This window comes from Salidesulfovibrio brasiliensis JCM 12178, from assembly GCF_001311825.1.
GTDB lineage: Bacteria > Desulfobacterota > Desulfovibrionia > Desulfovibrionales > Desulfovibrionaceae > Pseudodesulfovibrio > Pseudodesulfovibrio brasiliensis.
Map to the genome: position 1 here is coordinate 1 of NZ_BBCB01000076.1, position 15,849 is coordinate 15,849.

Genomic DNA, 15,849 nt, shown 5'->3' on the forward strand with positions numbered 1-15,849 from the left:
CACAACAAAACGGATCCCGCTTCCCGTCCCTCCCGCCGAAGGCGGGCCCCGCACCCAAGAATGTCAGGAAACACAAAAGTATCCCGTCCCCTCCCGCCGAAAGGCGGGCTCAGCCTCCATCCACTACCCAAAAAAGAAGCCCCGCTCAAAAAAGAGCGGGGCTTCCCAATTCGTATGAGAAAACACTATTCCCCAAGATACGCTTTGCGAATCTCGGGATTGTCCAGCAGAGTTTGAGCTTCGTCGTGCAGCACGACTTTTCCTGTCTCAAGCACATAGCCTCGCTTGGAGGCTTGCAGCGCGAGGTTCGCGTTCTGCTCCACAAGCAGCACGGTGACGCCCTGCTTGTTGATGTCCTGAATGATGTCAAAGATCTGCTTGACGATGAGGGGGGCGAGCCCCATGGACGGTTCGTCCAGAAGGAGCAGTTTGGGACGGCTCATGAGGGCCCGACCAATGGCGAGCATCTGCTGTTCACCGCCGGAAAGGGTTCCGCCGAGTTGCTTCCGCCGCTCAAGGAGTTTTGGGAAAAGCTCAAAGACATTTTCCATATCCTCTTTGATGCGGCGCTGGTCCTTGCGGAAGAAGGCACCCATTTCGAGGTTTTCGGTAACTGTGAGACGCGGGAAGATGCGCCGTCCCTCGGGAACCTGACAGAGACCGCGCTCGGGAAGCTGGTCGGAGTTGACGCCGTTGATGCGCTCGCCCTTGTAGAAGATGTCACCGGAAACGGCCTGCACCACGTTGCAGATGGTCATGAGCGTGGTGGATTTACCCGCGCCGTTGGCGCCGATGATGGAGACGATCTCGCCGGGCATGACCTTGATGGAAATGCCTTTGAGCGCCTCGATATTGCCGTAGGCGGCGACGACGTCGTTGAGTTCGAGAATCGGTTCTTTGCTATCCATGTGGCGCGTTTCTCCCTATTCGGATTCCTCGGAGCGTTTGCCAAGTCGCGCAGCGGGCCAGAGACCCTTGGGCCGCACAAGCATCATGCCGGTCATGACCGCCCCAAAGACGAGCATTCGATACAATTCAAACTCTCGGAACGCTTCGGGCAGCGCGACAAGCACTATGCAGCCGAGAATGACGCCCGGTATGGACCCCATCCCGCCAAGCACGACCATGGCCAGCACCATGGCGGACTCAAGGAACGTGAATGACTCCGGGCTGACGAAGCGCATCCTTGCCGAGAAGAACGCGCCAGCGAAACCGGCAAAGGTGGCGCCCGAGGCGTAGGCCAGCAGCTTGAGCAGGAACGTGTTCACACCCATAAGCTCGGCTGCGGTTTCGTCCTCGCGGATTGCTTCCCAAGCCCTGCCTATGCGCGAGTAGTTGAGACGGTACACGGCGACGATGGTGAAGATCGTGATGCCGAGGATGATGTAGTAGTAGAGCCAGAGTTTCTTGACCCAAAGGTGCTCGATGCTGAACCCGTTGGCGAAGTCGGGCCAGTACAGGCCCGGGCGCTTGATGCCGAGGATGCCGTTGGGACCGTTCGTCAGCTCCATCCAGTTGTTGAGGATGAGGCGCACGATCTCCCCGAAACCAAGAGTCACGATGGCGAGATAATCCCCGCGCATTCGCAGCGTCGGGTAGCCGATGATGCACCCGGCGATTGCGGCGAACAGGCCCGCGATGGGCAGGCAGAGCCAGAAGGACAGTTGGAAATGCACGGACATGAGGGCGTAGGTATACGCGCCCACCCCGTAGAAAGCGATGTAGCCGAGGTCGAGCAGGCCGGCCAGACCGACCACGATGTTCAGCGAGGCCGAGGCAGATGTAGATGAGCACGCTGATGGCCACGTCATGGCCGTAACGAGAGGTCATCCAGGGGTAGATGCAGGCCAGCACGATGATGAGGCATACCAAACCCAGTTGGGAACCGTGTTGATGCCCCTGACCAGAGCGTCCCTGACGCTGGTGGCAGGACGGGAAATAAAACCGAAGACGCCGTTTTGTTGCAGCTGATAGAAGACGGCGATGATGAAGGCGGCGATGGCCACCCTGCTCCAGACCGCAAAGGTCTTGCCGAATTCGAGGCCCTCGGGTTTGATGCCGAGAAGCGGCCACAGAAGCGCGAGGAACCAGAGAAGCCCGACGCCAGATAGACCCAGATTTTCTTAGACACGCGTGTCGTCAACGTTCTCTCCCATGATTCCGGTCGGCCTGAAGTACAGTACCCCGATCAGGATGATGAAGGCGAACACGTCTTTGTATTCGCTGGAAAGATAGCCTGCGGCGAAAATTTCCACCATGCCGATGATCAGCCCGCCGATCATGGCGCCGGTAATGTTGCCGATGCCGCCGAGGACGGCTGCGGCGAACGCCTTGATGCCGGGCACGAACCCCATGTCATAGCGCACCGAGCCATAATACAGGCCGACCATGATGCCCGCGGCTGCGGCAAGCCCCGCGCCGATGGCAAAGGTTGTGGAGATAATGCGGTTGGAGTTGATGCCCACGAGGCCGGACATGATCTTGTCCTGCGCGGTGGCGCGCATGGCCTTGCCGATCTTGGTCTTGAAAACGAGCAGATTCAGGCCCACAAGCAGGGCTGCGGTAATGCCCACGATGAGAATCTGCATGTAGGAAATGCTGATGAGGCCGAACTCGAATCCGCCCTGAGTGATCTCGGTAGGGTACGGCTTGTCGTAAACGCCCTGCGTGAGCATGAGGCCGTTTTGCAGGAAAATGGACATGCCGAGCGCCGAAAGGAGCACGCTGAGGCGCGAGGCGTGTCTGAGCGGCTTGTAGGCCAGCTTTTCCACGGCCATGGCAAGCAACGCGCAATAGCCCATGGTCAGGACCAGCGAGAGGCCGAGGCACACATACGGATCAAGCCCCTGCGCGGCGAGCCAGGAAATGAAAATGACGCCCATGTATCCGCCCGCGGCGAAGAATTCGCCGTGCGCGAAGTTAATGAGCTGGATGATGCCGTACACCATCGTGTACCCGAGGGCGATAAGCGCATACACCCCGCCCAGGGTGACTCCGTTGATAAGCTGCTGGAGAAAGTAATCCATCAAGTATCGCCTTGGCAGTGAAGGCCCGGGCCTGTGGCGGCCCGGGCCTTATTGGTGACAGTCGGGACCGGCTAGAACATCTTGCCGGTTTCAGGGTTCCAGTGGTTGGTGAACTTGCCGCCTTCAACCTTGCGAATGACGTAGTTGGAGCCGGAGTCGCCGTTTTCCTGGTAGTCGATCTTCTTGGAAGCACCGTCGAAGTCGGTCTCGATGATGGCCTTGCGGACAGCGTCGGGATCGGTGGTGCCGGCCTTCTTGACGGCCTTGAGGTATGCCATTGCGGAATCGTAGGCATACGCGGAGTATGCGCCGGGATCACCGTACTTGGGCTTGTAGGCCGCGATGAATTCCTTGTACGCGGGAGCTTCGGTATCGGTGTAGCCGAAGGTCAGGTACATGCCTTCGGCGTCCTTGCCGGCGATGTCGATGAGCTGCGGATGGTAGACCGCGTCCTGACCCATCAGGGCCGCGTCGAGGCCCATGCGCTTGGCCTGGATGACCATGAGCGCGCCGGTGGCGGAGTTCTGCAGGGAAATGTAGAACAGATCCGGATTGGCCTGCTTGACCTTGGTCAGGATGGCGGAGAAGTCCTTGTCACCCTGGTTGATGTGGTCATGCCCGAGAACCTCGACACCCGCTTCGGGGGCGATCTTTTCGAGCTGGTCTGCGATACCCTGCGAATAGGTGGTCTTGTCGTCCACGAGGTAGATGCTCTTGGCACCGAGGGGACCGGCGATGAACTTCAGGGCTGCGGGAGCCTGCGCGTCGTCGCGGCCGCAGGTGCGGAACATGTATTTCAGGCCACGCTCGGTAACCACCGGGTTGGTGGAGGCCGGGGTGATCATGACAATGGATTCTTCGTCAAGGGTCTGGGAAGCCGGGATGGTCGCGCCGGAGCAGTACGCGCCGACAACACCGGGGACTTCTTCGTTCATGAGCTTGTTGGCTGCGGCCACTGCCTGACGCGGGTCGCAGGCGGTGTCCTGTGCGCTGACCTTGATGTCGTCGTAACCGGGAATTCCGCCGCTGGCCTTGACCACCTCCACAGCGGTGCGAACACCGTTGGCGATATCGTTGCCGTCCGCGGCATAGGGACCGGTAAGCGGGCTCATGCTGCCGATAACCAGCGTCTTGGCGGCGGCAGCGCCGGCCGTCATGACGAGGGACATGCAGAGCACGAGAGTAAGAATGCGTTTCATCTACCACTCTCCCTTGGTTGAAGATTACAGCCTATTGGCCGAGATATGCTTCGATCACCTTGGGGTCTTTCTGAATCTCTTCAGGAGAGCCCTCTGCGATCATGACACCATGGTCGAGCACCACGATTTTCTGGCAGATTCCCATGACGACCTTCATGTCGTGTTCGACCATGAGGACGTTGATGCCCAGCTCGGAAATATGCCCGATCGAATCCATCAGCGCGCGGCTTTCAGACGGGTTCAGGCCCGCTGCCGGTTCGTCCAGCAGGATGCTTTTCGGTTCGGAGGCCAGCGCACGGGCTATCTCCAGCCTGCGCTGGTGGCCGTACGGCAGATTTGATGCGGTCTCATGCGCATAGTCGCCGAGGCCCATGAAATCGAGCGCCTTGTGGGACTTCTCCCGGATGCGCTCTTCTTCCCTGCGCTGCGAGGGGGTCCGCAGAACGGAACCGAATACGCCCTTCTTGGACCGGGCGTGCTGGGCCACCATGCAATTCTCCAGCGCCGTCATCTGTGAGAAGAGACGGATGTTCTGGAACGTTCTGGCAATGCCCAGTGAAAGCACCTGATACGGACGCAGGCCGGTCAGCTTTTTATCGTCGTACGTCACCTTGCCTTCCGAGGCCTTGTAGACACCGGTGATGACATTGAACACCGTGGTCTTCCCTGCCCCGTTCGGCCCGATAAGACCGACGACCTCACCTTCCTCAAGAGAAAAGTTCACGTCGGTGAGCGCCTGCAATCCTCCGAAACGGACACAAACATCGTGTAGAATGAGATTCGCCATAATTACAGACTTACATATTGAAAATCGCCAAAAATTTCAAGTCAAAAAAACCAACGCGGACCAAAGACGGGTCTTCTTTTCTTTCGCGTCAAAGCCAGCGTATATCATTGCATTATTCGCAAGAGATTTTTGAAAAATGTTAAAACAACGAGAAGGCAGGCAGAACATTCGGCCGAATCTCTTCAGACTTTCCAAACATTCTTCTCTGAAAGCCCAAACTTAGCGAAACATACGTTTTCAGACGCAACATCTCTTTCCGAACGGGCAGCAAGAACCGTTTTACAACCGTTTTTTGCTCAAGAGACACCCTTGGACACTATGCCGATTGCGACCAGATTTCTCTTGGGAAAAACCTGTGGCAAGCCTCAACCTCTTTTCGACTAGGCCCCCTGCTCCCTGTCAAAGATCGCCGGGAGCGAAGGTATCAGGACCATACAACACGCCTCCGCCTTTGCCTACCATCTCGTGGTGCTCACCGAAGAAACAAAGCACAAAAAACCCTCCCGGCTGTAAGCCGGGAGGGCGTATTCATTCTTATGTGGCGTCTTGCGCCTTCGTGACTACCAGTCGGAGTCGGCGAAGGGGTTGGAGCCGAAACCGAAGTCGGCTTCAGGTTCGCCGCCAGTGTCGGGGGAGTCGCCACCACCGGCTTCGCCGCCTGCGGCAGCGCCTTCAGCAGCACCGGCCACGACAACGCCTTCTTTCTTCACGCGCTCGACTTCAGCCATGAGTTCGTTGAGCTTCTTGATGTGCTCATCCACCTTGGTGCTGGAAGCGACGATCTTCTTCTCGCCAGCGGCGGAGAAGTCTTCGAAGGTCTTGACCTTGGCCTTGAGGGTCTTGGCTTCGGTCTCGGCGGTTTCCTTGGCGGAAGACAGGTCGGAGTTCTCGGCCTTGAGCTGCTCGTTTTCGGCCTTCATGCCGTTGAGCATTTCGAAGACGGCCTCAATGGCGCTGTTGTCTTCGACCGGAGCGATCTTGACCTGATTGCCCAGTTTGGTGATGTCGCCTTCGGCGTACTTGGTCAGACCGGGCTCGGCTTCATAGATGGCGGCCTTGGTCAGGGACTGGGCGACGGGAGCGAAATCCACGTCGATATCTTCCAGACCGAGGATGAAGGCCATCATGTCAAGCTGTTCCTGGTCGGCGGAGCGGCCGCGAAGGACGGACACGAACGTGTTCATCGGGAAAACCTTTGCTTCGGACATTTGTATTCCTCCTACAGAATAAGCTGTCTCTTATTGTAAGCCCATGCGCCCTTACTTCGCGGCACCCATGGGGATTCGACCGATTTTCTTGGCGTAGGTCAGGGCCACCGTACGGTAGACCAGGTGACCGAGCTTCGTCCACGGCAGGTAAGCGATCAGCATGAAGACCGCGATCAGGTGGATGAAGTAGGTCGGGTACGCCAGGAATTCGATGTTCAGCAGACGCAGGATCTCGCAGCCGATACCGGTCAGCGCGATGGTCCAGATCACGTACAGCAGGAACCAGTCGTAGAAGCTGGAACCGAACTTCTTGGGATCGAGGCTCTGGCGACGCTTGGTGAGGCGCCAGAGACCGAAGACCATCAGCACGGCGCCGATGTTGGCGAGCACCTTGATGACGCTATCCTGCGGCAGCGGCGTGGAGCCGAGGCGCGCAAGCAGTTCGACCGGGCCGATGTGCAGGCCGAGGACGTGCTCGAGGAACCAGCCGCCGACCCAGTGACCGGCAGCAATGGTGCCGGTGACGAACATCAGGATGATGAACGCGAACATCAGCATGCGGTGGCCGTTGGCGCGCTTCTTGTCTTCTTCGTCGTCACCACAGTCGTTGAACTGGGTGTGGTTGAAGACTTCGTACTTCAGGGTGTCGATGAACGCTTCGAGCATGCCGGGCTTTTTCACGCCGGTCAGGTCGAAGACGCGCGGCTGCGAATCAAAGCCTTTGAGCATCTTCTGGATGCCCAGGTAGAAGCAAACCACCATGAACGCGAATGCCGCGCCGAAGATGGGGTCGATGAAGTAGTCGCCGGGGAACAGGCCGCCGTAGATGACCTGTCCGTCCTTGGCGAGCTCCCATGCACCGTGGCCTTCGCCTGCAGTGAACAGCGGGAAGGCGGTGCCGAACTTGGCAGCCTGTGCGGACCAGATCAGCAGATAGATGACCGCGGGCACGAGGGCGAGCATCAGCGCGCCGCCCATGTTGGACATCAGTTTGCCGATGAATCCGAACGGGGCCAGATTGCGGTAGGCCATGTTCCGGAGCGCGGCGAGCAGATCGCCGGGCTTTGCGCCGCGGGGGCACAGGTCGGAACAGGTTCCGCAGTTGTGGCAGAGCCAGATGTCGATATCGTTGACCAGGCGGTCCTTCAGACCCCACTGCGCCCAGACCATTTCCTTGCGGGGGTACGGGCTGTCGGCCGGGGAAAGCGGACACACGACGCTACAGGTAGCGCACTGGTAGCATTTCTTGAGGGAGTCTCCTCCCACGGTCTGCAGTTCTTTGACGAACTTGAGATCCGGTTGAACCCTAACGGTGTTCGACATGATCCGTACCTCCTAGTAACCCTTGAAGGGGTTCGGTCCGAAGTTCTTGGTGATGTTCTCGACGAAGTCCTCGATAAGGTCAGCGACCTTGTCGTAATCGTCGATGGCAACCTCGTACTGTTCCACGCGCTCGGGTTCGACACCCAGGCGACCAAGGGATTCGGCGATGTTTTCCTTGCGGCGGCTGCAGAGCTCGGAGCCCTTCATGAAGTGACACTGGTAGTCGTCACCGTACTTACAGCCGAGGAGCATCACGCCGTCCACGCCCTTACTCATGGCGTCGGCAACCCAGATGGCGTTCACGGAACCGAGGCAGCGCACCGGCAGGAAGCGAACGAACGGGTTCCAGCTGCGGCCACGCATGGCAGCCATGTCCAGCGCAGGATAAGCATCGTTTTCGCAGGCGAGAACGATGATGCGGGGGCCGCCTTCGTCGATCTTGTCCGGAACGCGAACTTCCTTGATGGCGGAACCGATCTGGTCGATGTTGTAGTTGTCGAAGCTGATGACGCGCTCGGGGCAGGCACCCATGCAGGTACCGCAGCGACGGCAGCGGGTCGGGTTCGGCTTCGGGGTTCCCTTCTCGTCATCGTCCAGCGCGCCGAACGGGCATTCCTCGGTGCAGCGTTTGCACTGGGTGCAACGGGTGAAGTTGAACACCGGGTAGCTCAGGTCGCCGGAGCGGGGGTGCACCGCAACGCCGTGGTTGGCGGAGGTGATGCACTGAACCGCCTTGAGCACCGCGCCTGCGGCGTCTTCGCGGCAGAGTCCGAGGCCCATGGGCTGACGGACGCAACCAGCGGCGTACACGCCGGTACGACGGGTTTCGTACGGGAAGCAGATGTAGTTGGAATCCGCAAAACCGTCGAAGAGCTCGAGGTCCGGGAAGGCCGGGCCCTGGCGGTAGACGAGGTTGATGGTCGGATCGTGTGCGGTGGTCGGCACCAGCGCGGTGGGCAGAACGACCATGTCGACAGCCAGTTCAATGCTCTGGCCGAGCAGGGTGTTCTTGGCGGTCACCACGACCTTGCCGCCCTCTTCCTTCACGGAGGTGACGGAAGCCTTGGAGAGCATGACGCCGGATTGTCCTGAGCGGCCTTGTAGTACTGCTCGTTGATGCCCGGGACCATCATGTGGTCATAAAGGATGTAGCCCATGCCGCCGGCGTCGGCCACGTAGTTGGCCTGCTTCAGGGCGACGAGGGACGTGATTTCGGAGCTGTATGCCAGGTGGCGGGCGGATTCCTTGTCTTCGTAGACAAAGGTTTCGCATTCCTCGCCTTCGCCTTCACCTTCGGCGGCAGCCTCTTCGGTGTCGGTGTCGCAGGGAAGCGGTTCGACTGCTTCGCAGACATCGCCCTTCACGTAGTCGACCTTTTCGACGAGCTTGCCGGGGTCGCAGATGAACGCGACGTTTTCGGGCATCTTCTCGCCGTTCTTGGCCATGGCTTCGAATTCCACGCTGGTGACGATCTTGGAAGACTGACCGTAACCGAGCGGCTTGAGGAATTCAGCCTCGCCCGGAACCCAGCCGGTGGCCAGGACGACCGCGCCAACAGGCAGGGTCTCGCCGGAGACGGTGGCTTCGTACAGGCCCGGAGCGCCTTCGATATTCTCGACGGTGGCGCCGGTCATCACACGGATCTTGTCGTTGCCCTGAACTTCGCTGATCAGGGAATCAAGACCGGTTTCCTGCGTCTGGTCGTACGGGTAGGCCAACGGGAAGGACTTGGCGAAGTTCTTCGCCTTGCCGCCCAGTTCGGCTTCCTTTTCGACCAGAACGACGTCGTGCCCCATGCTGGCTGCGTAGAGCGCGGCATTCAGACCGGTGAAACCGCCGCCCATGACCATGATGGTCTTGTGACATTCGGGGATTTCGGGGTCCGGGTTATTGCACTTGGACGCCTTGGCAAGGCCCATGTGAATGTAGTCGCGTGCGATTTCCTGGAGCTGGCCGGGGTTGGCCTTGTCTTCGCGGAAGGACCAGACAGCCTGTTCGCGCAGGTTGACGCGCTCACAGATGGTCTTTCCGAATTCGAAGACGTCCCACTTGACGCGGGGGGAACAGGCGCAGACAACCACGCCGTCCAGCTCGTTGTCTTTGATGTCGGCCTCGATTTCGGCCTTGGCTTCGGGGCTGCACAGCACCTTGTTGGTCTTCACGACCTGACAGACGCTGGAGTATTTACCCTTGCCCACAAGCTCAGCCATGGCGGCAATATCGAGATCCTTCCCGATATCGCAGCCCTCACAAATGTATACACCAAGCTTCTCAGCCATCATTTACCTCCCAACAACGGTTTGGATAGCCTTCAGAGCGGCACTGGTGCCGGACTGGGCGGTCTTCATAACGTCAAGCGGCTGCTTGGCGCATCCGGCGGCAACAAAACCCTTGTCGTCTCCGCCTACCACGAAGCCTTCCTCGTCCACCTGTGCGCCGATCTGAATCTGCTGACCGGCGGTGCTGGGCTGCATGCCGGTAGCGAGCACGACCATGTCGAACATCTCGTCGCTCTTGATGCCGGAGACTGCGTCTTCGACGGTGACGATGGGATTCTTTCCGGCGTCTTCAACGATGCCGGCGACCTTACCCTTGACGAGCGTGAGCTTGGGATCATCGCAGGTCATGGCCTTGAACTTGTCGTAGCGGCCCGGGGTACGCAGGTCGATGTAATAGATGACGATGGCGGCATCCGGATTCTGTTCCCGCAGGTAGCGCACGTGCTTCAGGGAAGCCATGCAGCAGATGTAGGAACAGTAGTTCAGGTGGTTTTCGTCGCGGGAGCCGGCACACTGGACAAAGGCGATGCGCTTGGGCGCTTGCTTGTCGGAGGGACGCACGATGGCGCCTTCAGTGGGACCGTTGGCGGCAGCCAGACGCTCGAACTGCATGTTGGAAACCACGTTGGCCAGCTTGCCGCCGCCGAGGGTTTCCAGCTTTTCGAGTTCATACGGCTTCCAGCCGGTGGCCCAGACGATGGAACCGACCTGCAGGTCGAAGCTGCGTTCGGCGTCGTCAACTTCGACGGCGTCATACTGGCAGGCGTTCTTGATGGCTTCGAGCTCGGACGAGTCGATGCGGTCGCCGTCCACTACATACTGCATGGGGAACATGAACGGGTGCGTCTTGTACGCGGCCTTGCGCTTGACGAGGCCGAATTCGAATTCGTTTTCGAACTTGGTCCAGGACGCCTTTTCACATTCGCCGCACGCGGTACACTTGTTGTTCACGTAGCGGGGGCGCTGTTTGATCTTCACATCATAGCTGCCGGGTCCGCCGGAGACGGAGACCAGATCGGCCATGGTGTAGAATTTCACATTGGGGTTCTTCTTAATGCGCTGGAACTGGATTTCCAGACCGCAGGAAGGAGGACACTGCTTGGGGAAATATTTGTTCAGTTGCGCCACCCTTCCACCGAGGTACGGCTTGGTTTCAATGATGTAAACCTCGTGTCCGACCTCAGCGGCCTCGAGGGCGGCGGTGATCCCGGCGAATCCTCCGCCTACAACGAGAATACTGTTGTTCGACATTCTCACACTCCTCCCTAATGATGTTGAGGCACAGCCAACAAAATGGCCTAAATCCGGCCTGGAAATCCGATATCGTGCGTTCCAATCCGGATTCAGACCATTTTGCGAAGGTCTGAGAAAGAAAGCGGCCGCAGGCCGAAGCCTGCGGCGCCGTAGAGTCATCCCTTATTCGGGAACAACCATGTAGTAGGGCTTCTTGAACACAGTGGTCTCACCGGTTTCCGGATCGTACTTGGAGTTCACAAAGCACTTCCACTTGGAGTCGTCGAGACCCATGAAGTCGCCGCGGTAGTAGAAGCCCGGGTAACGGGATTCTTCGCGGAACTCGATGTGCTGCATGTGCAGGCGGACAGTCCACAGGCGGTGGAACTGTTCCCAGCAGCGCATCAGTTCGTGCAGGTCGCGAGCGGCCAGCTTCTTGGAGTCTTCTTCGAGCATGCCGAGCAGCCAGAAGCCGGTGTTCAGCAGAGCCTTGGAAGTCATGTACAGGGTTGCAACACCACCGCCGTATTCGTCAGTGCACTTGATGAGGCGCATCATGAAGTTCTTCGGGGTGATGTAGTTCGGGTTCACAACGGGGTCGGTGGAGATGTCCTTACCTTCGAGGTAAGTGTACATCGGCTGGTAGATCTCTTTGGCGAGATCAGCAGCGTTTTCCTTCGGGGAGGGCTTGAAGTCCTTGTGGTCAACAACCCAACGGACCATCTGCTTACCGACGATGCGGCCTTCAGCGTGGGAACCGGAGGAGAACTTGTGACCGGAGGCGCCAACGCCGTCCGCGCAGGTGAACAGACCGTTGACGGAGGTCATACGGTTGTAGACCTTACCGTTGTCAGCCTTGATCTTGTAGTCTTCGGGGACCCAGTCTTCGTCCGGACCGGAGACCCAGATACCGCAGCAACCGGAGTGGGAGCCGAGGAGGTAGGGTTCGGTCGGCATGATTTCGGAGCCGCGGTCTTCCGGAGCGCAGTTGGTGGCGGCCCAGAGGTTCGCCTGGCCAACGCACATGTCGAGGAAGTCTTCCCAAGCTTCGGACTCAAGGTGCTTCCACTCGGGGCTGGTGAGGTCACCGTTGACGGTGTTCAGCAGAGCGGTCTTGGTGTCCATGTAGATCGGGCCGCGACCTTCGCGCATTTCGCGAAGCATCATGTGGTTACGCAGGCAGGTCGGGATGATGTGACCCTTGGCGTAGCCGCGATCTTCGTAGGGCTTCAGCATGGCGCGGTTGGTTTCGCAGTAGTCTTCGCCCTTGTAGTTGGTGGCTTTCGCCTTGAAGAGCAGGAACCATGCGCCGACCGGGCCGTAACCGTCCTTGAAGCGGGCGGGGACGAAGCGGTTTTCCATCATGGTCATTTCGCCGCCGACCTGGGCAACCATGGTGTAGGTGGAACCAGCGTTCCAGACCGGGTACCATGCGCGACCCATACCTTCACCCGTGGAACGGGGACGGTACACGTTAACGGCACCACCGCAGGCAACAACAGCGGTGTTGCAGCGGAAGTAGTAGACCTTGTTTTCACGGGTGGAGAAGCCGACGGCACCGGCGATGCGGTTGGGCTCGTTGGCGTCCAGGAGCATCTTAACGATGAAGATACGCTCCATGTAACGGTCTTCGCCCAGTGCGTTCTTGGCAGCTTCAGCACGATGCACTTGTAGGACTCACCGTTGATCATCATCTGCCAGCGGCCGGAACGCACGGGGGCGTCGCCGTTGCGCAGGGACAGGCCTTCAGCCTTGGCCTTGGCACCGTCGAGGTTCTTGCCGTCTTTCTTGATCCAGCAGGGCAGGCCCCACTCTTCAAAGAGATGGACGGAGTCGTCAACGTGACGGCCGAGGTCGAAGATGAGGTCGTCGCGAACGATGTGCATGAGGTCGGTGCGGACCATGCGGACGTAGTCGTCGACGTCGTTTTCACCGATGTAGGTGTTGATGGCGGACAGACCCTGGGCAACGGCGCCGGAGCGCTCGAGGGAGGCCTTGTCAAGCAGCATCATAGTGATGGACGGATCAACTTTTTCGATCCAGCGGGCTGCTTCAAAAGCAACACCGCAGTTACCCATCCCGCCGCCGACCATCAGGATGTCAACATCCTTTTCGATGATCTCCGGCTCGCCAAGTTCAACACCTTTGGGAGCTTCGTTAATGGGAAGCAGAGCCATGTTATCCTCCTGAGAGTAAAACTCTGAAATAGGTTCGGTTAATGAGTCGCTAACGGCTCAGTACCAGAACGAATTAGCCTTCGAATTCGCCTTCCTTCCACACGCGGGAAGCATCAGCGTCGGAAACTTCGATCTTCTTGTTCAGGACTTCCTTGGGGGTAACCAGTTCGGTCTCGGTGAACAGAAGTTCGCTTTCCAGATCACCCGGCTCGGGCTTGCCTTCGAAGGGCTTGATGGAGCCTTCAGGGGTGGTGCGGATGGGGAACTTGAAGCGCTTCACGGAACCATTACGGAACTTGATGGTCCACATGATGTCTTCAGCGGAACGCATGGGGATGGAGGTTCCGCCCATCGGGGCAAAGTCAGCGTAGGGGCGGGCTTCGATAGCGCCCTGGGGGCAAATTTTGACGCAGGAGTAACATTCCCAGCAAGCTTCAGGTTCCTGGTTGTAAGCCTTCATGGCTTCAGGGTCCAGAATCATGAGATCGTTGGGGCAAATGTACATGCAAGCGGTCTTTTCGCCACCCTTGCAGCCGTCACATTTTTCCGGGTTGACAAAGGTCGGCATAACTTCTCCTCCTAAAGGGTTTGTTTGATGCCTATTACCGACGTCCTCTAACCAAATTCATTTGACAACTCGCTCGAATTGCGAGTGGAAACTGTGGACTAGCAAGACCACAATCCGATGTCAACGTGAAAGTGAATTTTTGAACAAGCTAGAATGGGTTCACTTTCCCGGGGATTCGGGGAGCCCTTCTCCGCGCGCTGACCAAACCCTCAGGTCGGCCTTCGCGAGGACAATGCGGAGTTCTCCCATCAAAATCCTACCCCGCTATTAGTGCAACACGAGCGTCTTTTGCAACTCATTTTTTCGCACAATCACATCCTGCGACAATCAATTTTCAACCACCTGTTTTTCCTGCTATTTTAAACGGCCCATTTCAGCCGCTTCTCTAGAGTTTCTTCAAACTTTTTCTACGCTCCTTCATATACAATTCACTTATATATGGCGGATTGGAAACGGTTCCAATTTTGAGCTTGACACGACTTTCACAAAGAGCAATAAGGACTTTCCCGAACCTAATGAAGGTAATATCCGGCAGTTCCCCCGGAGCCGGGATTTCGAACTGCAACGGTAGAGGAATGGTTTATTAATTTATCAGGAGGCTAACATGTCCAAACTGGTTGCTCCCCACGGTGGTAAGGGTCTCGTCTGCTGCCTGCTCGAAGGCGCAGAGCGCGACGCTGAACTGAAGAAGGCTGAAGGCCTGAAGACAATCGAAATTTCTCCCCGCGCCAAAGGCGACCTCATCATGATGGGTATCGGCGGTTTCTCTCCGCTGGACGGCTTCATGACCAAGGCCGACTGGAAGGGCGTCTGCGAAAAGTTCCTCATGGCCGACGGCACCTTCTGGCCCGTCCCGGTCACCCTCGACACCAATGACGAAGACGTCAAGGAAGGCGATGAAATCGCTCTGGTGCACGAAGGCGACGTCTACGCCACCATGAAGATCACCGAAAAGTACGAAATGACGGAAGCCGACAAGAAGTGGGAATCCGAAATGGTCTACAAGGGTGAAGGCGAAGACTCCGTCGACGGCAAGTTCTGGGAAGTCGCCATGGATGATCACCCGGGCGTCCAGATGGTCATGGCTCAGGGCAAGTACAACCTGGCCGGTCCCGTCAAGGTCCTCTCCGAAGGCGACTACGCCGAGCGTTTCCCCGGTGTCTACCTGACCCCGACCCAGATCCGCGCCGAAATGGAAAAGCGTGGCTGGTCCAACGTTGCCGCTCTGCAGCTGCGTAACCCCATGCACCGCTCCCACGAATTCCTGGCCAAGATCGCCATCGAAGTGTGCGACGGCTGCGTGATCCACTCCCTGATCGGTAACCTGAAGCCGGGCGACATCCCGGGTGACGTCCGCATCAAGTGCATCCAGACCCTCATCGACAACTACTTCGTTCCCGAGAACGTCATCAACGCCGGTTACCCGCTCGACATGCGCTACGCCGGTCCCCGTGAAGGCCTGCTGCACGCCACCTTCCGCCAGAACTACGGCATCAACAACATGCTGATCGGCCGCGACCACGCTGGCGTCGGCGACTTCTACGGCCTGTTCGAAGCCCAGGACATCTTCGAGCGCATTCCCTACACCAAGGAAGAATGCCCCGATCCGGGCAAAGCCCTGCTCTGCAAGGCCATGAACATCGACTGGACCTTCTACTGCTACAAGTGCGACGGCATGGCCTCCATGCGCACCTGCCCGCACACCAAGGAAGACCGCGTCATCCTTTCCGGCACCAAGCTGCGTAAGGCCCTCTCCGAAGGCACCGAAGTCCCGGATCACTTCGGTCGTGACGAAGTGCTCGTGCTCCTGCGCGAATACTACGAAGGTCTCACCGAAAAGGTCGAAGTCAAGATGCAGAAGGCTGCTTCCGGCTCCGACATGTAGTCAGTCAGTTTACTGACCATACTGCACTCTCAAGAGAGAGCGGCCCCGGCCGCTCTCTCTTTTTTTGTCAATACAAGTCCTCCTGCGACACTCCAAGACTTTTGCCTCCGGCGGCCCTCCGGGGCTCAAACCCTTTTCCAAAAGGGTTTAAGAATCCCAAAACG

Annotated in this window: 9 protein-coding genes and 3 pseudogenes; 1 reads left to right on the top strand and 11 read right to left on the bottom strand. The window is 58.3% G+C overall.

Annotated elements, in window-relative coordinates:
• Window positions 1-185: 185 nt before the first annotated feature.
• The 11 genes and pseudogenes from JCM12178_RS14155 to aprB form a co-directional block, all read right to left on the bottom strand.
• Entirely contained in the window at window positions 186-908 is a 723-nt protein-coding gene (locus tag JCM12178_RS14155; protein WP_054652261.1) for an ABC transporter ATP-binding protein, read from the bottom strand.
• 15 nt (window positions 909-923) lie between these two features.
• Window positions 924-2,143: pseudogene (gene livM / locus JCM12178_RS14160) on the bottom strand (high-affinity branched-chain amino acid ABC transporter permease LivM).
• On the bottom strand, window positions 2,124-3,026 hold the full coding sequence (locus JCM12178_RS14165) for a branched-chain amino acid ABC transporter permease (RefSeq protein WP_054652263.1): 903 nt from the start codon (window positions 3,024-3,026) through the stop codon (window positions 2,124-2,126). Before JCM12178_RS14165 ends, livM begins: the two are co-directional and overlap by 20 nt.
• A gap of 71 nt (window positions 3,027-3,097) precedes the next feature.
• The gene (locus JCM12178_RS14170) at window positions 3,098-4,225 is read right to left on the bottom strand and encodes a branched-chain amino acid ABC transporter substrate-binding protein (protein ID WP_054652265.1); all 1,128 of its coding nucleotides are present in this window, start codon (window positions 4,223-4,225) and stop codon (window positions 3,098-3,100) included.
• A 31-nt stretch (window positions 4,226-4,256) separates the two neighbouring features.
• Window positions 4,257-5,012 carry an ABC transporter ATP-binding protein gene (locus tag JCM12178_RS14175; RefSeq protein ID WP_054652267.1) on the bottom strand — a complete coding sequence of 252 codons (756 nt, stop codon included), beginning with the start codon at window positions 5,010-5,012 and terminating at the stop codon, window positions 4,257-4,259.
• A 560-nt stretch (window positions 5,013-5,572) separates the two neighbouring features.
• A complete protein-coding gene (locus JCM12178_RS14180; protein WP_054652269.1) occupies window positions 5,573-6,220 on the bottom strand; it encodes a hypothetical protein in 648 nt (215 codons plus the stop codon).
• Window positions 6,221-6,271: 51 nt separating this feature from the next.
• Window positions 6,272-7,543 carry a quinone-interacting membrane-bound oxidoreductase complex subunit QmoC gene (gene qmoC / locus JCM12178_RS14185; protein WP_054652270.1) on the bottom strand — a complete coding sequence of 424 codons (1,272 nt, stop codon included), beginning with the start codon at window positions 7,541-7,543 and terminating at the stop codon, window positions 6,272-6,274.
• A gap of 12 nt (window positions 7,544-7,555) precedes the next feature.
• Window positions 7,556-9,822, bottom strand: a pseudogene (locus JCM12178_RS14190) (hydrogenase iron-sulfur subunit).
• A 3-nt stretch (window positions 9,823-9,825) separates the two neighbouring features.
• Complete coding sequence (locus JCM12178_RS14195; protein WP_054652272.1) at window positions 9,826-11,073, bottom strand: CoB--CoM heterodisulfide reductase iron-sulfur subunit A family protein; 1,248 nt, start codon at window positions 11,071-11,073, stop codon at window positions 9,826-9,828.
• Between the two features lie 165 nt (window positions 11,074-11,238).
• Window positions 11,239-13,232, bottom strand: a pseudogene (gene aprA, locus JCM12178_RS14200) (adenylyl-sulfate reductase subunit alpha).
• Window positions 13,233-13,305: 73 nt separating this feature from the next.
• Window positions 13,306-13,800, bottom strand: coding sequence for an adenylyl-sulfate reductase subunit beta (gene aprB, locus JCM12178_RS14205; RefSeq protein ID WP_054652274.1), 495 nt, complete (start codon window positions 13,798-13,800; stop codon window positions 13,306-13,308).
• 604 nt (window positions 13,801-14,404) lie between these two features.
• Here aprB and sat point away from each other — a divergent pair.
• Complete coding sequence (gene sat, locus JCM12178_RS14210) at window positions 14,405-15,685, top strand: sulfate adenylyltransferase (protein ID WP_054652276.1); 1,281 nt, start codon at window positions 14,405-14,407, stop codon at window positions 15,683-15,685.
• Window positions 15,686-15,849: the final 164 nt, after the last annotated feature.